The organism is Agrobacterium deltaense RV3 (genome assembly GCF_900013505.1).
GTDB lineage: Bacteria > Pseudomonadota > Alphaproteobacteria > Rhizobiales > Rhizobiaceae > Agrobacterium > Agrobacterium leguminum.
The window spans coordinates 309726-331326 of the sequence record NZ_LT009746.1 but is presented as its reverse complement, the minus strand read 5'-3'; the positions used below and the strand labels follow the sequence as shown (position 1 = coordinate 331326).

17 protein-coding genes are annotated in these 21601 nt (G+C 58.2%); 10 read left to right on the top strand and 7 right to left on the bottom strand.

Features of this window, described 5'->3' with window-relative positions; translation table 11 throughout:
* Positions 1-126: 126 nt before the first annotated feature.
* A complete protein-coding gene (aptA, locus tag AGR7B_RS15870; protein WP_078052536.1) occupies positions 127-1461 on the bottom strand; it encodes an omega-aminotransferase AptA in 1335 nt (444 codons plus the stop codon).
* A 145-nt stretch (positions 1462-1606) separates the two neighbouring features.
* Here aptA and AGR7B_RS15865 point away from each other — a divergent pair, with 145 nt between their 5' ends.
* The 4 genes from AGR7B_RS15865 (at position 1607) to AGR7B_RS15845 (ending at position 6223) form a co-directional block, all read left to right on the top strand.
* Entirely contained in the window at positions 1607-2155 is a 549-nt protein-coding gene (locus AGR7B_RS15865) for a cupin domain-containing protein (protein WP_003523802.1), read from the top strand.
* A 619-nt stretch (positions 2156-2774) separates the two neighbouring features.
* The gene (locus tag AGR7B_RS15855) at positions 2775-3455 is read left to right on the top strand and encodes a sugar transferase (protein ID WP_003523803.1); all 681 of its coding nucleotides are present in this window, start codon (positions 2775-2777) and stop codon (positions 3453-3455) included.
* A 193-nt stretch (positions 3456-3648) separates the two neighbouring features.
* Positions 3649-4905, top strand: coding sequence for a polysaccharide biosynthesis/export family protein (locus AGR7B_RS15850; RefSeq protein ID WP_078052538.1), 1257 nt, complete (start codon positions 3649-3651; stop codon positions 4903-4905).
* Positions 4906-4912: 7 nt separating this feature from the next.
* Positions 4913-6223, top strand: coding sequence for an O-antigen ligase family protein (locus AGR7B_RS15845; protein WP_080857280.1), 1311 nt, complete (start codon positions 4913-4915; stop codon positions 6221-6223).
* A 78-nt stretch (positions 6224-6301) separates the two neighbouring features.
* On the opposite strand, the gene AGR7B_RS15840 is transcribed toward AGR7B_RS15845, so the two are convergent.
* The 5 genes from AGR7B_RS15840 to AGR7B_RS15820 all read right to left on the bottom strand — a co-directional run bounded on the left by AGR7B_RS15840 (position 6302) and on the right by AGR7B_RS15820 (position 13671).
* A complete protein-coding gene (locus AGR7B_RS15840) occupies positions 6302-6796 on the bottom strand; it encodes a hypothetical protein (protein WP_035262271.1) in 495 nt (164 codons plus the stop codon).
* Positions 6797-6881: 85 nt separating this feature from the next.
* On the bottom strand, positions 6882-8240 hold the full coding sequence (locus tag AGR7B_RS15835; protein WP_080857279.1) for an HlyD family type I secretion periplasmic adaptor subunit: 1359 nt from the start codon (positions 8238-8240) through the stop codon (positions 6882-6884).
* An 8-nt stretch (positions 8241-8248) separates the two neighbouring features.
* Complete coding sequence (locus AGR7B_RS15830) at positions 8249-10453, bottom strand: type I secretion system permease/ATPase (protein ID WP_065656285.1); 2205 nt, start codon at positions 10451-10453, stop codon at positions 8249-8251.
* An 81-nt stretch (positions 10454-10534) separates the two neighbouring features.
* On the bottom strand, positions 10535-12553 hold the full coding sequence (locus AGR7B_RS15825; protein ID WP_080857278.1) for a hypothetical protein: 2019 nt from the start codon (positions 12551-12553) through the stop codon (positions 10535-10537).
* Positions 12554-12705: 152 nt separating this feature from the next.
* Positions 12706-13671: a fibrinogen-binding protein gene (locus tag AGR7B_RS15820; protein ID WP_080857277.1), complete on the bottom strand. Its 966-nt coding sequence runs from the start codon at positions 13669-13671 to the stop codon at positions 12706-12708.
* Positions 13672-14582: 911 nt separating this feature from the next.
* Here AGR7B_RS15820 and AGR7B_RS15815 point away from each other — a divergent pair.
* Positions 14583-15356 carry a helix-turn-helix transcriptional regulator gene (locus AGR7B_RS15815; RefSeq protein ID WP_080857276.1) on the top strand — a complete coding sequence of 258 codons (774 nt, stop codon included), beginning with the start codon at positions 14583-14585 and terminating at the stop codon, positions 15354-15356.
* A gap of 59 nt (positions 15357-15415) precedes the next feature.
* Here the strand turns inward: AGR7B_RS15815 and AGR7B_RS15810 are convergent, their stop codons facing one another.
* The gene (locus tag AGR7B_RS15810) at positions 15416-15766 is read right to left on the bottom strand and encodes a hypothetical protein (RefSeq protein ID WP_065656281.1); all 351 of its coding nucleotides are present in this window, start codon (positions 15764-15766) and stop codon (positions 15416-15418) included.
* A 383-nt stretch (positions 15767-16149) separates the two neighbouring features.
* Here AGR7B_RS15810 and AGR7B_RS15805 point away from each other — a divergent pair, with 383 nt between their 5' ends.
* The 5 genes from AGR7B_RS15805 to AGR7B_RS15785 are packed head-to-tail and all read left to right on the top strand — an operon-like array spanning position 16150 to position 21585.
* The gene (locus tag AGR7B_RS15805; protein WP_080857275.1) at positions 16150-17172 is read left to right on the top strand and encodes a UDP-glucuronic acid decarboxylase family protein; all 1023 of its coding nucleotides are present in this window, start codon (positions 16150-16152) and stop codon (positions 17170-17172) included.
* Position 17173: 1 nt separating this feature from the next.
* Positions 17174-18157 carry a UDP-glucose 4-epimerase GalE gene (gene galE, locus AGR7B_RS15800; protein WP_080857274.1) on the top strand — a complete coding sequence of 328 codons (984 nt, stop codon included), beginning with the start codon at positions 17174-17176 and terminating at the stop codon, positions 18155-18157.
* Positions 18154-20091, top strand: a complete 1938-nt coding sequence (locus tag AGR7B_RS15795; protein ID WP_080857273.1) for a glycosyltransferase family 2 protein — start codon at positions 18154-18156, stop codon at positions 20089-20091. Before galE ends, AGR7B_RS15795 begins: the two co-directional genes overlap by 4 nt.
* Positions 20092-20105: 14 nt before the next feature.
* On the top strand, positions 20106-20609 hold the full coding sequence (locus AGR7B_RS15790; protein ID WP_003523821.1) for a DUF995 domain-containing protein: 504 nt from the start codon (positions 20106-20108) through the stop codon (positions 20607-20609).
* A 13-nt stretch (positions 20610-20622) separates the two neighbouring features.
* Positions 20623-21585 carry a glycoside hydrolase family 26 protein gene (locus tag AGR7B_RS15785; RefSeq protein WP_065656277.1) on the top strand — a complete coding sequence of 321 codons (963 nt, stop codon included), beginning with the start codon at positions 20623-20625 and terminating at the stop codon, positions 21583-21585.
* Positions 21586-21601 lie beyond the last annotated feature (16 nt).

The following is a 21601-nucleotide window of genomic DNA, read 5'->3' as shown; positions in this document are numbered from 1 at the left end:
AATTGTTATACTTTAGGAACATAATAGAACATGCTTAATAAATGTTCTATTTCCGCTGAAGGCTCGATAAATGCAAAAAAGGCTGCATTTTGTATTGCAGCCCTTTCTATATTAGAATTTGTACTTTTATTGCGCGCGTTTCAGGGCGTCGCCGAGGATCGAAACAATATCGTCGAAATGGGATTTTTCGGCGATCAGCGGCGGCGAAAGGGCGATGATGTCGCCGGTGACGCGAATGAGCAGGCCGCGCTCGAAGCAATCCACGAAGACATCATAGGCGCGTGCGCCGGTAGCACCGTCGCGCGATTGCAGCTCGATGCCGGCGATGAAGCCGATGGTGCGGATGTCGATGACATTCGGCAGGCCCTTCAGGGAATGGATGGCGTCGTGCCAGACATCCTGCAATTCGGCCGCGCGGGTGAAAAGGCCCTCATCGCGATAGATGTCGAGCGTCGCGATGCCAGCGGCGCAGGCGACGGGGTGGCCGGAATAGGTATAGCCGTGGAACAGCTCGATCTGGTTTTCCGGCCCATGCATCAGCGCATCGTGCACCTTGCGGCTGGTGAAGACCGCGCCCATCGGGATCGCGCCGTTGGTCAGCCCCTTGGCGGTGGTGACGATATCTGGCGTAACGCCAAAATATTTGGTGGCGAAGGTGGAGCCCATGCGGCCGAAACCGGTGATGACCTCATCGAAGATCAAGAGGATGCCGTGCTTGTCGCAGATGGCGCGCAGCCGCTCCAGATAACCCTTCGGCGGCACCAGCACGCCGGTGGAGCCGGCGACCGGCTCGACGATGCAGGCGGCGATGGTTTCCGCGCCATGCAGGGCGACCAGACGTTCCAGATCGTCCGCAAGCTCGGCGCCGTGCTCGGGCTGGCCCTTCACGAAGCTGTTCTTCGCAGGATCATGGGTATGACGCAGGTGGTCTGCGGGAATTTGCGGGAAAACACGACGGTTGTTGACGAGGCCGCCCACGGAGATGCCGCCGAAACCGACGCCATGATAACCGCGCTCACGACCGATCAACCGGCTGCGGGTGCCTTGGCCGATGGCGCGCTGATAGGCAATGGCGATCTTCAGCGCCGTATCGACCGATTCCGATCCGGAGCCCGTATAGAAGACACGGTCCAGTTTCGCACCTTCCGGGCCGGGCGCAATCTCCGCCAGCCGCTCGGCGAATTCAAAGGCAACCGGGTGGCCCATCTGGAAGGAGGGCGCGTAATCCATTGTCGAAAGCTGGTGCTTGACGGCAGACGCGATCTGCTGGCGGCCGTGGCCGGCATTGACGCACCAAAGGCCAGCCGTGCCGTCGAGAACCTGGCGACCGTCATTGCTGGTGTAATACATGCCTTCGGCGCTCGTCAGCAGGCGGGGATTGGCCTTGAACTGCCGGTTGGCGGTAAACGGCATCCAGTAGCTGTCAAGCGAGGTGGAATTGGATCGGCTCGGGTTGTCCATGGTGGTCTCCTGTTCGTTGCCGGTGATTGAATGCTATTTTCGCGACTGAACAAGCCCTTTTCTCTCTGTGGCCAAGCCATTGAAAATGCTATAGGCCTGAACTCGGGTTTTCGATATTTCGAACAAGGGCAACGGGGGCTCAGGCATGTCGGTGGATATAGGCGGGCGTTTGCGCCATTTGCGGCTGCGCCACAATATTTCCCAGCGAGAACTGGCAAGGCGTGCCGGTGTCACCAATTCGACGATTTCTCTGATCGAATCCAATACCTCGAACCCTTCCGTCGGCGCGCTGAAACGCATTCTCGACGGCATACCGATCGGCCTTGCTGAGTTTTTCGCTTTCGAGCCGGAGACGAGCCGCAAGGCTTTTTACCGGGCGGATGAGCTGGTTGAAATCGGCAAGGGGCCGATATCCTTCCGGCAGGTGGGCGAGAATGTCTTCGGCCGCAGCCTGCAAATCCTCAAGGAATGTTACCAGCCGGGCGCCGATACCGGCAAGGTTCCGCTCGTTCACGATGGCGAGGAAGGAGGAATCATTCTCTCCGGGCGGCTGGAAGTGACGGTCGACGAGGAGAGGCGGGTGCTCGGGCCGGGCGACGCCTATTATTTCGAAAGCCGCAGGCCGCATCGTTTCCGTTGCGTCGGTCCCGTGCCGTGTGAGGTCATCAGCGCCTGCACACCGCCAACCTTCTGATTCCAGCGGTTTTTGCGCTTCGTAACGCGCATAGAACGGCCAGGTCGCGGCGATTCGGTAAAAAATGGCCGGCAGCTACGGCAATTTTGCGTGGCTGCCATGACTAGAATGCAGTTTCTTGCCACTCTTTTGCCGTGTTTGCGCCCTTTTAGCAATTTTTCCATCGCTTTTTCTTGGCGGCTTGGCAATGTCCGGCAAAAAAATCCTTACCGATATGTCAAATTTTATATGCATTGCCACAATCTTGCTGCGATGCAAAAAATTTTTATAGTCTGTTACGGACGCGGCTGTTCTTAACGTTCCTGTCTCATCTCGCCAAGTCATAAGAAACACATAAGAAAAGACTGTCGCCGGCACAAAACCCAATACATGCCGGGCCGGTACCCATGCTCTCAACACATGGCCGCCGGCACATTTGTTGCTTTTTTATGCAACCGTTAATATTGCCCGGACGTTGATCGGCCGCTCGCGCAAGAAATCGCATAGACGGTTATGGCCAATGTGCCTTACAAAAAATCCATTAGCATCAAATTCCGAACACAGACTTGTTATCTCTTTTAGACGGAAAGACGCGCCTCCGGGCACCGACCAATCGCAAAACATAAATGGAGTTCTCTCTATGAAGTCCGCGACCCAATCGGCTGAACAGACACTCAGCAGCTCCGAAGACTTCGATGTCAGTTTCCCTATCGGGGGCATCGCAAAGCGCAGCTTCGATATGACATCGGCTGCGCTTGCGCTGCTCATCTTCAGCCCGATATTCCTGTTGATCGCCGCGCTGGTGAAATTGTCCGATCCCGGCCCGATCTTTTATGGCCACCGGCGTGTGGGACATAATGGCCGCTATTTCCATTGCCTGAAATTCAGGACGATGGCGATGAACGGCGATGAAATTCTGCGGCAGTATCTTGCCGCCAATCCGGAAGCCGCCGAGGAATGGCGCGCTACCCGCAAGCTCAAGAACGACCCGCGTGTTACGGCTGTCGGCGCCGTGCTGCGCAAGCTCTCGCTCGACGAACTGCCGCAGCTCCTCAACATTATTCGCGGTGAAATGAGCGTGGTTGGTCCACGCCCGGTCGTGGATGAGGAACTGAGCTATTATGAAAGCGCTGCCGCTTATTATCTCAGCACCCGTCCTGGCCTGACCGGCCTGTGGCAGATCAGCGGTCGCAACGACGTATCCTACAAGACCCGCGTCGCGTTCGACACGCACTATGTGCAGAACTGGTCGATGCGGCAGGATGTCTTCATCATCGTCAAGACCATTCCCGCCGTGTGCCTTTCACGCGGAAGCTACTGAAAACCGATATTGAGTTCGGCTTTATCGATCTTCGTTTCGACACGCACCCCGACCGGGATCCCAAGTCCGGTCTTTGGGTGCGTCATTGGTGCTAATCATACCGGCCGTTTTCGCGGCACTGTGCAGCCGGCCCTGCCCAGTTGCGCGACGGCCGGATCGCCCGTGTGGCGATCCGCTAACAGGGAGTTTCCCGATGAACGGCTTGTCTGCCGCCCGCCGCCCGTTTGTGGCCTTCGTATTTGCCGCTTCCGTCGCCCTTACCGCGCCGCTCTCCGCCATGGCTGCGGATGGCGCTCAATATAAGCTCGGTACCGCTGACAAGCTGCGTATCCGTGTTGCCGAATGGCAGCCGGCGGATGGCAGCATCCGCAACTGGGATGTGATCAACGGCGATTATTCCGTCGGTCCGTCTGGGGCGCTGTCGCTGCCTTTCATCGGTCAGCTGGATGTTGCGGGCAAGACCCCATCGGAGGTCAGCGAAGAGATTGGAGCCCAGCTTCAGAGCAAGTTCGCCCTTCGCAACCTGCCTTCGGCCTCCGTCGAGATCGCACAGTTCCGACCGATCTTCTTGAGCGGCGACGTGCAGACGCCGGGCGAATATCCCTATGCCGCCAATCTCACCGTGCTGAAGGCCGTCAGCCTTGCCGGCGGCCTGCGGCGCTCGGATGCCGGGCAGCGTTTTGCCCGCGACTTCATCAATGCCCGCGGTGACGCCGCCGTCTATGACAACCAGCGCGCAAGGCTGCTCGCCCGTCAGGCGCGGCTGGTCGCCGAGGTCAAGGGTGATGCGACCATCGCCAAGACGCCTGAAATGGAAAAGATCGGCGAGATCGACGTGCTGCTGGCCAGCGAAAGCGCGCTGATGAAATCGCGCACCGAACGTTACACCCTGCAGCTCAAGGCGCTGACGGACCTGCACGCCCTTCTGCAGAGCGAAGTCGAATCCCTGAAGAAGAAATCAGAGACGCAGAATCGTCAGCTCCAGCTTGCCAACGAGGACCGCGATCGGGTCAACCGGCTGAACGAGCAGGGGCTCGCGCTGTCGCAGCGGCGTATTTCCGCGGAAGAACGCGCGGCCGAAGTGGAATCCAACCTGCTCGATATCGATACGCAGTCGCTGCGCGCCAAACAGGATATCAACAAGGCGACGCAGGACGAGATCAACCTGCGTAACGATTGGGTGGCGCAGCGCTCCAAGGAATTGCAGGACACGGAAGCGGAACTGGACAAGCTCAATCTGCAACTGACCACCAGCCGCGAATTGATGTCGGAAGCGCTGGCGCAATCGGCCGAGGCGATCCGTTTCGATCCCTCGGGCAAATCAGCGACAATCAGCTATGTCGTGGTGCGTGAGGAAAACGGCAAGCCGAAGGAGCTGAAGGTGGATGAAAACGCCATGCTCCAGCCCGGCGATGTCATCAAGGTCTCGTCTGAAATCCTGATGCAGTGAGGTTCCAATGCGGATCGCCAAATCGGCGCTGATCGATCCCGAACGCAATGAGATTTATGGAATGGCAGCGGTTGCGCTGTCATTCTTCGTCTTCGCTTACTCGTCGCGTTTCGGGCAAATCTCGGTTCTGGCCTATTATGGCATGTGGCTGCCGCTGGTGGTGGTCGATTATCGGCGCGTGCTCGGCAATTATCCGCGCTATCTCTGGATATTCGCCTTCGGCATCTTGACGGTTCTGTCCAGCTTCTGGTCGGAAGCGGCGTCGGTGACCATGCGCGCTTCCATCCAGTATATGACACATATCGTCTGCGCGCTGATCGCCATGCGGGTGATCTCCATCCGGACGCTGACGCGCGGTGCGCTGATCGGCATCGCCGTCGTTCTGCTCTATTCGTTGCTGTTCGGCATTTATCTCTTCGATGCGCTGGATGGCACCTATAGTTTCGTCGGCGCTTTCTCTTCCAAGAACCAGCTCGGTTTTTATGCCTCGCTCGGCGTCATTTTTGCCGCCGCATCGGTACTGGTGCTCAAGCAAAGGGGCATCTGGTTGCCGATTGCCGGCGTCACCGGGCTCCTGTCGGCCTATAGCCTCCTTGCGTCCCAATCGGCCACATCCACGATTACCACGGCGGCGGTGGTCGCGCTCATCATCGGCTTCATTCCCATCGGCATGCTTTCGCCGGCGAACCGAAAGATGACGTTTTTTGTGCTCGGTGGTCTCGGCGCATTGCTGGCTGTCGCATCCCTGCAATTCGGCCTGCTGGACGCAATTCTCGGCATTTTCGGCAAGGATTCGACGCTGACCGGCCGAACTTACCTCTGGCAGCAGGGCATCGAGGCGGCGAAACAGACGCCGATCCTCGGCGTCGGTTATCAGGGGTTCTGGGTCGCGGGTTTTCCCGATGCCGAACGTCTGTGGAACGATTTCTTCATTACCGGCCGCAGCGGCTTCCATTTCCATAATACCTATATCGAAACCGTGGTGGAAAACGGCTTCGTTGGCATGCTGCTGCTTGGCATGGTGCTTTACGGAACGTTGCTCGGGCATCTGCGCTCGGTGCTGATGCGCAAGAGCGATCCGCAGGGCGTCATCCTGTTTTCGATCTGCGCCCTGTTTGTCGTGCGTTCCTTCGTGGAGATCGACATCATCTTCCCCTACCAGATCGGCTCGTTCCTGCTTTATTTCGCAGCCGGTAAACTGTGCCTTCCGGCAAGGGCTGCGGAAGGCAGCGTTCACCTAACTGGAGTTCGTGGCGGCTTCTCTCTCCGTCATTCCGGCCTTGAGCCGGTATCCAGCCAGCCCAAGTCCTTGGGCTGAAAGAACCCGTCTTCGCCGCGCGCGAGCCGCGTCGGCTGAATTCCGGCTCAAGGCCGGGATGACGAAGGCGAGGTGGTTTTAGAGATAATCCGCCGAGACATGCGGACTGGCATGGATGAAACTCCACATGTCCTTGCTGACCTCGACGATGTCGGCGATCGATTTTTCAAGCTGTCCGATTTCCTTCTCGTCCATGCGCTCCACCTTGCCGTAGCGCACCTGGCTGTCATCCTCCACCAGCCGCATGAGCTGCGTGCTGGCGATTTCGCCTTTTTCGTCGAAGGAATAGATGCAGTGATTATATTTGTTGCGCGTCTTCGCTTCCTTCTTCAGCCGCGCCATGATGGAGAGGATGGTCTTGCGGTCCTTCGCATCGGTGGAGGGAAGCTTCGCCAGGCGCTCGATCAGATCCATGCGCGCCCGCGTGGTGTTGAGCGTCAGGAACACGACGATGGCCGCTTCCTTTTCCACTTTCAGGAGATGGACGATCAGATAGATCATCAGGCTTTCCGTGTTGGTCCACACGTAATTCAGCCTGCCGACCAGCAGCAATACATCCGACATCGCCGCCATGCTGCTTCTCCCGCCCCGACGAAACATATTTGGATATTATATGCCGACCGCTGCGGAAAAGACAGTGTAGGTTACTGATATTTCTTCATCTTTCCTTGAAAGCACGGGACATGCTGTCGGAGATCGGCTTGGTCAGATATTCGAAGAAAGTGCGCTCCGAAGTCTGGATCAGCACGTCGGCCGGCATGCCGGGCACGGGGTGGAAATTGTGAACCTTGGCGATTTCCTCGTCGGGTATCTGCACCCGCACGATGTAGACGTCCTTGACCTGAAGGCCGGCATTTTCCTCGATGCTGTCGGCTGAAACGTAAAAGACCTTGCCGTTCAGAACCGGTGTGGTGCGGCGGTTGAGCGCCGAAAGGCGGATCGCGGCCGTCTGCCCCTCATGCAGCTGGTCGATGGAGGTTCGCAGCACCTGCGCCTCCAGAATAAGGGGCACATGAGCGGGCAGGATTTCCATGATCGGCTTGCCGGTGGTGATAACGCCGCCGGGCGTATGATAATAGGCGCGCACCACGGTTCCGTTGACGGGGGAGCGGATGACGGTGCGTTCCAGCACTTCGGCGGCGCCACGCACCTGTTCGCGCACGCTGTCCAGATCGGACTCGGCGGTTTCCAGCGCATCGAGCGCCGCCTGCTTGTTGGCGTTGACGGCAATGACCGCTTCCTGCCGGAACTTGGCGATTTCCGCCTCGCTCTGGTTCATTTCGCCGCTCAGCCGGGCGATATCGCCCATGGCGTCGGCGATGGCGCGCTCCAGCGCCAGCATGTCGGTCTTGCGGATGACGCCGTCCTTGGCGAGCCGCTCCTTGGAGTCGCGCTCCTGTGTCAAAAGCGCCAATTGCCGGTCGAAGGACTGTTTTTGGCCGTCATAGCCCGCATAGCGGAACTCCAGCGACCGGATATTCTTGTCGATCAGGTTCATCTGTTCCTCAAGCTTGATGAGCTTGCTGTGGAACACGATGTTCTGGCTCTGGATGATGGAATTGATATCCGGATCGCCGGCTTCCTTCATGACGATATCCGGCACCTTGAAGCTTTTTGCGCCCTGGGCCTCGGCGCGCAGGCGCACCACGATGGTTTCTAGGCGAAGCCGCCGCAACTGCAACATGCGCTCGTTGGCAAGCGCCGCCGTCTTGTCCAGCGTCAGAAGAACGTCGCCTTCCTTGACCGTGTCGCCTTCGCTGACCATCATTTCCTTGATGATGCCGCCTTCCAGATGCTGGACCACCTTGTTGTTGCCGGTGGCGACGAAACTGCCCTGGGCGATGATGGCGGAGGAGAGCGGTGCGGTGCCGGCCCAGAATCCGAAACCGCCGAAGGAGGCGAGCAGCACGGCAAGACCGATCGAGCTATGCAGGCGGATCGAGCGCGGCACCTCGGTGTACCATTCGAGCTGGCCCTGGGGTTTGACTTCGGCAATGGCGTTTTTCTTTTTGAACATGACGGTTCTCAACCCTCGATCTGCGGGGACTGGTTGGCCTGGCGGCCATTGCCGGAAAGCGCCTTCAGCACGTCCATCCTTTCGCCGAACATGGCGACCGATCCGTCCTTGAGCACCATGATCTTGTCGACGCATTGAAGCAGCGCCGGCCGCTGGGTGATGGTGACGGTGGTGATGCCCTGTCTTTTGGCATGCAGCAGCGCCTTGGCCAGCGCCTGTTCGCCCTGCGTATCCAGATTGGAGTTCGGCTCATCCAGCACCACGAATTTCGGATCGCCGAAAAAGGCGCGGGCAAGCGCGATGCGCTGTTTCTGGCCGCCGGAAAGCGGGGCGCCATCGGCGGCGACCACGGTTTCATAGCCCTGCGGGAAACCGGCGATCAGCTCGTGCACATCGGCCAGCACCGCCGCCTCATAAATCTGCCGGTCCTCGATATCGTCGCGCATGCGGCAGATATTGGCTTTGATGGTGCCGGGGAAAAGCTGCACGTCCTGTGGCAGATAACCGATACTTTCACCGAATTGCCGCTGGTCCCAGTTGCGCAGATCCATGAGATCGAGGCGCACATTGCCTGACGTGGGCAGGATGGAGCCGACCAGCATCTTGCCGAGCGTCGTCTTGCCGGAGCCGGAATTGCCGATGATGGCGAGCGACTCCCCCTTTTTCAGCGAAAAGGAAATGCCATTCAAAATCACCTTCTTCTGCGGCGGCGGCACGAAGAGGATGCGCTCCACATCGAGACGCCCTTCCGGATTGGGGAGGCGCAGACGCGGGAAATTGAGCGGCGAATTGATGAGAAGCTGCTTGATGCGGCCATAGGAGGCGGCAGATTTGTTGAACTGGTGCCAGCCTTCTATGGCGCCTTCGATGGGCGCCAGCGCCCGGCCGGAAATGATGGAGGCTGCAATCACCATGCCGCCGGTCAGTTCGCCGGATAGCGACAGATGCGCGCCCCAGCCGAGCAGCGCCACCTGGGTAATCATGCGCGCCGCCTTCGATACGCCGGAGAACATGATGTTGCGATCCTGCGCCGCCACATGCGATTTCAGCGAGCCTGCTGTTTCGCGGCCCCACATCTTCACCGCTTCGGGGATCATGGCGAGCGCATTGATGATCTGCGAATTGCGCGACATGGAATCGAGGTGAAAGTTGGCGCGGCTCAAATAACCGGAAGCCTCGGAGAACTGTCTTGCGGTGAAGCGCTGGTTCAGCCAGGCGATGCCGAACAGCACGGCGCAGCAGACCATGATGATGATGCCGAGATGTGGATGGACGAGATAGACCACCACGATGAAGAGCGGCATCAGCGGCGCATCGAGAAAGGCGATGAGCGTGCCGGAGGTGAGGAAGGAGCGCAATTGCTGGAGATCCTGCAAGGTCTGGTAGTCCTTGCCGCTGCCATGCAGGGAAGCGCGGGCGGCGGCGGACAGGATCGGCGCGCCAAGCTGTACCTCGAGTTCGACGGCGGTGCGCATCAGGATGAAGCGGCGAATGGCGTCCATGAAGGCCTGCAGCAGAACCGCGCCGAGGACGGCGACCGTCAGCATCACCAGGGTATCCATCGAGCGGCTGGTCAGCACCCGGTCGGAAATCTGGAACAGATAAAGCGGGATGGCGAGCAGCAGGACATTGATGGCGACCGTGAACAGCATCACCACCACCATGTTGCGCCGCACGGCGGCGATGCCCTTGGCAAGGCTTGCGGCGAAATTGATCGGCTCGCTGCGTTTGTGAAAACCGCTCTGGCTTCCACCGCCGCCGCCACCACCGCCGCCACCGCCATTGTCCGTCGGCTCCTTGCCGCCGCCGCCCGTCACCGGCCGGCGTTCGTTTTCACGGATCGGTCCGTCATTATTGTCGATGGTCTTGACGAAAGGCAGGTCGGCATTGTCGATCTTGGCCTGCGGTTCCGGCGGGGAGGCGGGTTGCCGGTCCCGTTGCGGCGCCGGCCTTTCTGCGGGAACATCCCGCAACTGTTCCGCCTGCTCCGTTTTTGCATGCGGTTGGGAGAGAACTTGTGGGGAGGCGGTCTGTGCAGGGGTGGAAACTTCTTTTGCCGTCTGTTCCGCGCCGGATAATTGGCGCAGGTTTTCGACGGCTTCATTAATTGCTGAAATACAGGCGTCCGTCAGTTTGCTGTCTTCCGCGTCCTGATCCAGCGGCAAGTCCAGCGAGCGTCCGTCGGCAATGGTTTTTCTAGAAATATGATCCATTTTATATCTGTCCCCTCGGTGATCTCACGGTGTTTGCGGTTCGGCCGTGACGGGACGCGGTTATCGCCCCGCCAGCCAAATCTACGCGGTCACCGCCTGCATGACGTCGGCCGAATGCCCGTTCGACCATGACAGGTCGTGACCGGCATTGATGACGCCATTGGATTCGTTTTCGATGGTGGCGGGATCGTCGTGAAGAAAGGCGATGACCTCGTTCGCCAGTTGGCCTTGCTGGGGTTGCGAGGTGTCGTTTTCGATGATGCCGCCCTGTATCAGTATGGCATCGGAATAAACGCCGCCGGCGACATAGGTGGTGGAGCCGAAGCTGTCATAGTCGACGATCTGCGCCAGATTGACCACGGCGTTGCTGCCGGTATCGATATGAATGGTGGCGCCCTCGTTATTTTCGAGAACCTTGGCGGCGGCCTGCGTCACATCGTCGGAATCGCCGAGCACGCTCACCTGTTTGATGATGCTGACATCGTAGAGATTGCCGGTGATATAGAGGACGTTCAGACCCTCATAGCCGGCGAAATTGACGTCATGGGCAAGCGCATCCGGCATGTTGGGATCGCGCTCGTTGATGGCGTTCACCGTCTGGTTCATATAGTCCGGCATGGTTTCGAAACGGTCGTTGCTGCCGACATTGTGAATGGCGGCGTCGTTCCACAGCAGGTTGTTGCCGGACTGGATGGTGGCGCCTTCCGGCGCATCGGGATTGGCGCGTGCCCAGTCATTGTCGTAGAGCACGGCGATCTGGCTGATGATGTTCATGTCCAGCACATTGCCGCCGACGATGATCAGGTCGTATTGCATGCCGATGCCGAGGAAATTCGCAATGTTGAGGGCGGCGTTGCCGCCGGTCAGCAGGCTGACGGTGGCGCCCGAGGTCGTTATCGTCATCGTGTCGTTGTCGCTGACGAACTGGTATTGCTCGATCCAGTGCACGAAGGAAACGTCGCCTTCCAGCACGCTGACGCGCCAGGCGGTGGGAAATATCGGCGGTTCGCCGTTTTCCTGGCTGCTGTTTTCCGTGTTTTCCGCGCCCGGATAGACGCTGCGCTCGAAGCTGGCGATATTGAAGGCTACCGTTGACGCCTGATCTTCCGACCGTGTGAAAACGGAGTCGATCTCGTCCCGGTCGCTATAGATATAGGCCTGGGTGATCGCGTCGATCTGATGATAGTCGCCCATGACGGCGGTTACCGACGTCATGACGCCGGTATTGACCAGCGTGGCGATGTTGGCGACCACATTGGCGCCTGCGGCGACATCGAGGCTGTTGCCGGCAGGGCTGTCCTCATGCAGCGAAACATCGCTCTTTTCCGGCTCTTCCGCCGGCTTGGCGATGCCGCGATCGGGCATGTAGTCGTCGAGCATTGGCTTTTCGCTGGCTATCGAGCCATTGATGTAAAGCCCGTCGATGTCATTGCCGGCCAAAACGAAATCCTGATCCGCACCGGTGCCGAGCGACGTCACGTCGTTTTCGCGGGCATGGTCGATATAGTCGTGCGCGGATTTGGCGAGCGCCTGCAGGGCGTCGTAGCTGTCGGTCCGCTGGAAATTGGAAAAAGGTGTGAAGACGGACGCTTCATTGTAGAACTCGACGGCGCGCTCTGTGGCGAAGCTGGTGTCGCGCCACACAAAAGGGCCGTCCGTCATGTTCAGATAGTCGTCGTCCTGAAGAATATTGACCTGCGCCACATGCGCGATGACCGAACCGGGACCGGTGTGAACCACCAGTTCATATTCCTCCTCAAAGGAAAGACGGCCGGGAAAACGGAAATTGACGCCGGCAATATCGACAGGGATGGCATCTGCGAGCCGCTGCATGTCGTGTTCGACCATGCGCGCGAAATGCGGCTGCAGATAATCGAAATCATAATAGCCGGCGCGGTAGTTGACGCCGGGATCGTAGTCCTTGAGCGCAACGTCATAGTTCTTGTCGAGCAGCTTTGCTGCTTCATCGTCCGGCAAACGGTCCGGATTGGAATGCGCCGGGCCTTCGGTATAGTTGGCTCTCAGACGCGCTTCCTCGATCACCGTGTCGAACAGGCCGATGAAATGCGCAATCATGTCCGAAATCTTGTCGATATGCATTGGAGGTCCCTCCCTGATCATCGCGGCAGAGCCTTAAGGCTGCGGATGGCACACGTCCTGGAGGCGGTGCTTCGTTTTACGCAACCCCGGTCCTTCAACCGCGAACTGCACCGGCGGGTGCCGGTGCAGCTCTTTTCGTCAAGAGGTGGTTATCAGGAGTGATCCTCACCGACATCAGACACATGCGAGTTACCGCCTGTGATCGTGACATCAACTGCGTTGGAGAGCATGTTGGCACCCTGCACCAGTTCCAGATGGAAGCCGGAATTTGCAAGGATTGCCGATGCATCCGCAGTGCTGGTACCTGCTGCGTCGTCGCCGGCCTTGAGATCCCATCCCTTGCCGTCGATGCCCTCGGCGCCATAGGCGTCACCGGCATTGGCGCTGAGGTGGTTTTCCGCACCGCCATTCTGCATCTTGATGTCGTAGGCCTCATCCTGGTCTGCCAGGTGGTTGGCCTGCACCATGCTGAAGCCGGTGTCGTTACCATCGCCATTGAGCGAGCCGTTGAGGATATTGTCGACATCGAGAGTGAACGAGAAGTCGTCACCCAGATTGAAGGTGAGGTCTCCGCCGGCGATGCCGAGATTGCCGACATCCTTGACGCCCGTGATGTTGCCGAAGTCGTCATCCGACTTGTAGAAACTGTCTGCGGAGTTGAAGCTGTCGGAGGTCGTCGTGGTCTTGGTGGAGGTGTCGTTGTCGGAATAGTTGGACGTCTTTGTGTCCGTATCCGTGATCGTTTTTACATTGGTGTCGTTGTCGCTGTACGACTTGCTTTCATAGCTCCAGTCGTAGTCGACCTTGATATCGGTGTTGGTTTCGGTGCTGGTCTTGGTGGTCGTGTCGTTGTCGCTATAGGACTTGCTGTCATAGCTCCAGTCATAGTCGTTGTCGCGATTGTCACCGTTATTGGCTTCAACATCGATCTTGGCGTCAACATCCACATTGGTGCTGTTGTCGCTGTTGTCGTTGTTGCGGTTTTCACCGTTTGCGGTGCCGACGTTGCTGTCTTCCACCTTGGCGTCATTGGTAGACGTGTTGGCGAAACCATCGGAAAGCGCGCCGATCTTGGTGATGTCGTCGTCGCTGCCGGATGCCTTGTGATCGTAACCCATTTCGATTTCCTCCGAAAAAGCTCGGAGCAGCTTTCGAAATCCCTCTCATCTCAAACGGGATTTTTTCGCGCTTGCCCCGGGTAGCATGAAGATTGATGTTTGCAGATGCACTCGGTACGCATCATCTGCGGTTCGGTAGTGGCCCGTGATCGGGCTCTTTTCGTTCAGCCCTTGTGCGCTACTCGGTAAAACGGCGCACAAATCCGTTCCTCGCTCCATAAGGAGAGCGCGGTGGCTTCGTCTTTTCGCTTGCATGTTTTCTTGAAAAGGGACCGGCGTTTTTCAAACACACGTAAGGCCGGAGGTGTCTTTCCATCGGCCGCCGTTCAGCGACGGTCAGACTGTGCCGTAGAAAAATTGCGCTTCCTAGATATCAATTCGGGTTAAACATATCGGCGCTTTACCCGAATATATATGTCGCAGGAGATTGTCCGGCGGGTCGTTTCGCCGGTCTGGCCTCAAAAAAATGCCGCTTCGTCAGGGCAAGGCGGCGTTTTCCAGAAACATGGTTTATTTCGGTGGACAAAGGCCTTTATCCCGAAAAGGAACAGGCTGCAGCGTGCTTCGCCGGCGAGCTATGTAAAGGGATATCAACTAAAAGTTATATTTTCCCGGAAGGCAAAACCACAGCGAAAGCTTTTCCGATGTGTTTGTTTTTGCAGCGGTTACAGAATGAATGATTCTATCCCCGTGTAACCTATTTTGTATGTCAATTGTAAAAAATAACCCGTTTGGGCCATTTATTTACACAGCTTTTCGTATTAGCGTGTGTTAATTAACGGGTAATTAATGATAGTTGACATGGCCTAAAGCGGAGAATCGCCCCCAAGTATTCAGGGGAAAGATAGCCGGCGGACGACAGACTGCACAACCAAAAGAAAGTAATGCGTAAGCGCTTGAGGGAGGCGTCAATGTTCATGGGAACGTCAGATTATGCGGCAAAACAAAAAAACGCCGTTGCTCCTATAAATGGAACTTTATTGGTCATAGCGGATCCGGACCTGTTTTCCGAGTGCCTCATGGAGGCGCTGGGCAAAAAGTTCCCCACATTCGCGGTGGTGGGCGTAAGGTCGTCGGCGGGCATCGAGGACGACTACGGTAACAATGTACGGCTGGTTTTGCCTTACAGGATGTCGGGGGACCGTCTTCATGCCGTTCTTTCGGAGGTTCGGGAAAAACATCCCGATGCGCCGATCGCGCTCGTCGTCGAAACCATCGATAAATTCGAGGAGCCGCTGAAAAGGCTGGTGGGAATGCGCGTTATCGATGGCGTGCTGCCGCTCAATCTCAGGCTCGATGTTTTCATGGCGGCTGTCGATCTGCTCATGAAGGGCGGGGAACATTTTCCTGCCGCTCTTCTCGGCAAGCTCACGCCCTATTCGCCTTCGGTCAACAGCAAGAGCGTTCAAAGCGATGCCGTGATCGCCAACCGCGCCGATGCCCTTGCCGCAAGCAGGGGCGACGTGGCGGCGCTGACGACACGCGAGGTGCAAATCCTCGACCTGCTTTGCAAGGGAACGCAAAACAAGATCATCGCTGATCGGCTGCATCTGTCCGAGAACACCGTCAAGGTTCACGTTCGCAATATCTATAAGAAAATGAACGTGCGCAACCGCACGGAAGCGGCGTCGCGCTTCTTCAACAAAGATGAAGACACGACGTTCTCCGGCGGCTGGAAGAACTGAGCGTCAGGGCGGCTAGGGCCGTCCGGACGCCAGTTCCCTCCGGTATTTCTCCAGGAGGCTCAGGGCCTCAGGAAGCAGCGGGATTTCTGCCCGAATCCGCTCGGTGAGCAGATGTAGGGAGAGGAGCCCGAGTAAGACTGCCGAGATACCGCGGGTGCGCCCGAGGCATCGGCAACAAGCGTAACGGCCGCGTTGCCGGGTTTTTGATAACCGTAGGACGCCTTCGCCGGAACGACGCTGCTTTTGGTCGTGGCGGTATTGGCCGACGCGGTCTTGATGAGAACGGCGTCTTCAACCACGGAGCATGAAGCCGTCGCGAAGGTGAAAGTTACAAGTGCTGCGGCAACAAGCGCGAAGCGACAATGGCGGGCTGCTTTGCCGCTATGGGAATAAGGCATTTCATTCGTCATGTGTGTCCCCTGAAATCGACTGTCTGTCGCATCTCGCCGGGCGGTTTTGCTCCCGGTGGACCGAGCCTTACAAAACCAGGATAGCCCCGACTGGTTGAGCGAAGCTTGCGCTAATGCTCAATAAGAAAGGCATAATAGAGGCATAGTTAAAAAGTATTAAATCAAGGGGCTATTTTGGGTAATCAATTGTAATATTTTGATAAAATGAAGTTGACCTGTTTTCTTCTGCGCCTATCATGAAAGTTGAAATTTATCTGACCGAAATATTAAACCTCCAGAAGAAGTAAAAACCGGAGGATGATATTCAGGATATCGTACAATCGGGAGTTTGATCCAGTTTAGATGAATCAGCTGCGCTGATTCCTCATGGGGAGGAGTGTGTAATGCGTAATTTCGTTCCCAACGAACACGACAACGGCGTCACCATCTACTCCGAATGGAGACCTGGCCAACGCGTTCTCGTCAATGGCGGCGCCGGTTTTCTCGGTTCCCATCTTTGCGAACGCCTGTTGAGCTGCGGCCACGAGGTGATCTGTCTCGACGATCTTTCGACCGGACGCACCGCGAATGTGGCGCATTTGCGGGACAATAAGCGGTTTTTGCTGGTCGAGCACGATGTGCGCAAACCGTATGACATCGATGTCTCGCTGATCTTCAACTTCGCTTCGCCGGCTTCACCGCCCGACTATCAGCGCGATCCGGTCGGCACGCTGCTCACCAATGTCCTTGGTGCGGTCAATGTGCTGGAAGTGGCGCGCAGATGTGGTGCAACCGTCGTGCAGTCGTCGACATCGGAAGTCTATGGCGATCCGCACGTCAATCCGCAGCCGGAAACCTATTTCGGCAATGTAAATACAATCGGGCCGCGAGCTTGTTACGATGAAGGGAAGCGCAGCGCCGAAACGCTGTTTTTCGATTATCACCGTAGTTTCGGTGTCGATATCAAGGTGGGACGCATCTTCAACACCTATGGGCCGCGCATGCGACCCGATGACGGGCGTGTGGTTTCGAACTTCATCGTCCAGGCGCTGAAGGGCACCGACATCACCATTTACGGCGATGGCAGCCAGACCCGTTCCTTCTGCTATGTCGATGACCTGATCGACGGTTTCCTGCGCTTTTCGGCCAAGCCGAAGGATTGCACCGGGCCGATCAATCTCGGCAACCCGAGCGAAATTCCGGTGCGGCAGCTCGCCGATATCGTCATCCGCATGACGGGTTCCCGTTCGCGCATCGTGCATCTGCCCGCCGCGATCGACGATCCGCAGCAGCGCCGCCCCGATATTTCGCGGGCAAAGGAATTGTTGAGATGGCAGCCGCGCGTGCCGCTCGAAATCGGCCTGGAAAAAACCATCGTCTATTTCGATGCATTGCTGGCCGGCAAGGCTGTGGCGGAGGCCGTATGAGATGCCTTGCACAATCCTCGTCACGGGCGGGGCCGGATTCATAGGCAGCCACATCTGCAAGGCGCTGGCCCAATCCGGCTTCAAGCCTATCGCTTACGACAATCTCTCGACGGGTCACGCGGATTCGGTTCGGTGGGGTCCCTTCATCGACGGCGACATTCTGGATCGTGGCCTCTTGAAAGCCACGCTCAAGGAGTTCTCGCCGGCCTTCGTTATCCATTGCGCCGCCAATGCCTATGTCGGTGAGTCCGTCGAGGATCCACGCAAATATTACCGCAACAATGTCGGCGGCAGTCTTGCGCTGCTGGATGCCTGTCTCGACCAGAATATCGGCGGGCTGGTGTTTTCTTCCAGCTGCGCCACCTATGGCGTGCCGCCGCAATTGCCCATCCGTGAGGAAACGGCTCAAATGCCGGTCAATCCTTACGGGCGCACGAAGCTGATCTTCGAAATGGCGCTGGAGGATTATGCCGCTGCCTATGGTTTGCGTTTCGTGGCGCTGCGTTATTTCAATGCCGCCGGGGCCGACCCGGACGGTGAGCTTTACGAGCGCCATGAACCTGAAACCCATCTGATCCCGCGGGCACTGATGGCGGCTGCCGCAAAGCTTCCGCAACTGGATGTCTTCGGGGCGGATTACGACACCAGCGACGGCACCTGCATTCGCGATTATATCCATGTCAGCGATCTGGCCGATGCCCATGTGGCTGCCGTCAATTATCTTGCCGAGGGCGGAGAGACGCTGCGCGTCAATCTCGGTTCAGGTCACGGTACATCGGTCGGCGATATCATCCGGGCGATCCACCGCGTGACGGGGCAGGAAGTTCCGGTGCATTTCGGCGCAAGGCGCGCCGGAGATCCGCCAGCCCTGTTTGCGGATATCAAACGTGCGGAAGAAACGCTCGGTTTTATACCGAAGCGTTCGGATATCGACACCATCATCCGGACGGCAGGTCCCGGTTTCGGACTGGAGGTGCGGTCATGAAAGCCCATTCCACCCCTTCCGTTCCATCGGCCAGTGCGGTTGCAGTCGCCAGTGACTTGCGAATGCTGCCGGTCTTTGCCGGCTGGAACCGCACGGCCTATCTTCTCGGCATTGGCGGCTGGCTGGTGACGCTCGCCTATTTCTGGATCTGGTGGCTCGATCGCGATCGCGTCATCGACTGGCCCTATTATACCGTCGTGACGATAACGCTCGCGTGGATCACGCTTCTGCCATCCTATTTCATCTTCATCTTTCTGAACGCGAAGGTTGTCGACCGGCGCTCCCCTCTGCCACGGGGCAGGGTGGCGATGGTCGTCACCAAGGCGCCGTCGGAACCTTTCTCGGTGGTGCAGAAGACGCTGCTGGCCATGCTCGAACAAAAGGGTCTGGAATTCGATGTCTGGCTCGCGGATGAGGCTCCGGATGCGGAAACGCTGAAATGGTGTGGAGCGCACGGCGTTTTCGTTTCCACCCGACAGGGCGTTGCGGAGTATCATCGCAAGACCTGGCCGCGGCGCACACGCTGCAAGGAAGGCAATCTCGCTTATTTCTACGATCACTACGGTTACGAGCGTTATGATTTCGTCGCCCAGTTCGATGCGGATCATGTTCCGGAACCGGATTATCTGCGCGAGATCATTCGTCCCTTTGCCGATCCGAAGGTTGGATATGTTTCGGCCCCGAGCATCTGCGACGCCAATGCCGGTGAAAGCTGGGCCGCGCGCGGCAGGCTTTATGCTGAGGCGAGCCTGCATGGCGCGCTGCAACTGGGTTACAATAATGGCTGGGCGCCTCTCTGTATCGGTTCTCATTATGCCGTGCGCACGAAAGCCCTGCGGGAGGTCGGCGGCCTTGGGCCGGAGCTTGCCGAGGATCATTCCACCACGCTTTTGATGAATGCCGGCGGCTGGCGTGGCGTTCACGCCGTCAACGCCATCGCCCATGGCGACGGACCGGTGACCTTTGCCGATCTCATCGTGCAGGAATTTCAGTGGTCGCGCAGCCTGATGACCATTCTGCTGCAATATTCAAGGCACTATGTGCCGAAGCTGCCGCCGCGGCTGAAGTTCCAGTTCCTGTTTTCGCAGCTCTGGTATCCGCTGTTTTCCGGCTTCATGGCGCTGATGTTCGTGCTTCCCGCCGTTGCGTTGATGCGCGGCGATGTGCTGGTCAACGCATCCTATCCGGCGTTCCTGGCGCATTTCCTGCCGGTTTCGCTGATCATGATCGTGTTTGCCTTTTTCTGGCGGGCCACGGGCGCGTTCCGCCCGCATGATGCGAAGCTCTTCAGCTGGGAGGCCATGGTATTTCTGTTCCTGCGCTGGCCCTGGTCGCTGATGGGCGTGCTGGCAGCGATACGAGACACGATCCGTGGCGATTTCGTCGATTTCCGCATCACCCCCAAGGGCACGCAGGCAAAACCGCCGCTGCCGCTGAGGGTCGTGGCACCCTACATTCTTCTGGCGGCGCTCAGCCTCGTGGCCATGGTTCTGGCGCCGCGGGAAAACGGGGCGGAGGGCTTCTTCGTCTTCGCCGCCATCAATGTGGCGATCTATGCGGGCCTTTCGGTGTTTCTGCTCATCCGCCATGCGATGGAAAACGGCTTGCCAAAGCTGCCGGCATTGCGCGGGGGAGCGACTGCCGCCGCCTGTTCATTGCTGCTGGTGGCGGGCAGTGCCGTACAGCTCAGCTCCCATGCGATCGGCGGGCTGGAGGCCCTGTCGCACGGGCAGCCCTATGTCAGTTTTACCGAAACGCGGTTCACGGTCGCCGGTGCGGGCGTGGAAGGTGCGAGATCGGTGCGTCTGAAACTGCGCATTACCGTACCGGGATTGCGCGGACCGCAGGAAATGCAGGCGGAACCCATCGTGGCGCCGCCGCCGGCGGTGGCGACCGGAGAGATCATGCTGGCCGACAATAGGGTCGGACAATGAAGGAGGAGGCTGTGATGAAAACAACAATAAGCAAATGCGGATTCTCCGCTTTCGTACTCTGTCTTGCGGTGGTCGTGCCAAGCGCGGTCCACGCTGCAGGCGGCACGAAGACGCCGAAACCGCTCAGAACCAGCGAAGTCGTGGACATGTACTTCGACAAGACCTGGAAATGGGAAACGGGCGGTGGACGCTTCATCGCCCAAGACCGCAAGTTCATCGCCGCAACGGAAGAAAAGGGCAAGAAGTCCATCGGTGAAGGCCGCTGGACCGTCGATGCCAACGGCACCCTGTGCATGCGCGCCACCTGGAAAAGCGCGGCAGGAAACGGCAAGGCCGATACCTGCTTCGACCACGGTCGCATTGGCAAGGTGCTCTACCAGCGCAAGCAGGGCGGGCCATGGTACGTGTTCCGGCACAACCCGCCACGCCCTGGCGATGAATTCCTCAAGCTCGTCCGCAAGGACGATGTCACGCCGCAGATCGCCGCTTACGACAAGGCGATGACGGCAACAAGGTAGGGAGTAAGGTGTCATGCAGATAACAAGAAGAAAACTTCTGTTCGCAGGTGGTGCCGCCGCAGCCTTTACCGCCGGCATGTATCCGGTGCTCAAGCTCGACGCGCAGGGTGTCGCCCCCATGACGTCGACGGGCATGAAGACACTTGCCGACAAAAGACCGACACTGCATGCGGACGGCATCCGTTTCGGTGCGTACGATCCGCACGGCGATTTCACGGCCCAGACCGGGGTGGCGACGGAACATCTGTTCCTGCCCTGGGAAGACGTGGATCTCGACAGTCTCGCACTTGCGGATGCCTACGCTCTGGAGCGCAAGCGCAACGTGCTGATCACCGTAGAACCCTGGTCCTGGGACGTTAACTGGCGGCTCACCTCCGACGAGTTGCGCCGCAAAGTGATGAGAGGCGACTACGACCAGAACATGCAGGCGATCGCCGCACGCATGTCGGCGATGAAAAGTCCGCTGATCCTGCGCTGGGGACAGGAAATGGAAGACACGTCCGGCCGCTTCTCGTGGTCGGGCTGGAACCCGCGTGATTACATCACGGCGTATAAGCGCATGGTGGACATGACCCGCAAGGCGGTTCCCAGCGTCAAGGTGATGTGGTCACCGAAAGGTCTGGACGGTCTGCAGGCCTACTACCCCGGTGACAGCTACGCCGATCTGGTGGGCCTCTCGGTCTTCGGTCTCGAGGAGTACGACAAGATCGAATATGGCGGACCGAAGACCTTCACCGATCTGCTGCGCAAGGGCTATGGACTTGTCGAAACCTTCAACAAGCCGGTCTGGGTTGCCGAACTGGGTTATGAAGGCGGCGATTCCTATGTTCGTCCGTGGATGAATGATGTGACGCTGAAACAGGCGGATTTTCCGAAGTTGGAAGAGGTCGTCTATTTTAACGATAAGGATGTTCACCCCTGGCCGCACAATCTCGGCAGACCGGACTGGCGCGTCGTGCGCCCGGCCAAGGTCTGATCTACGCCCAAACCGG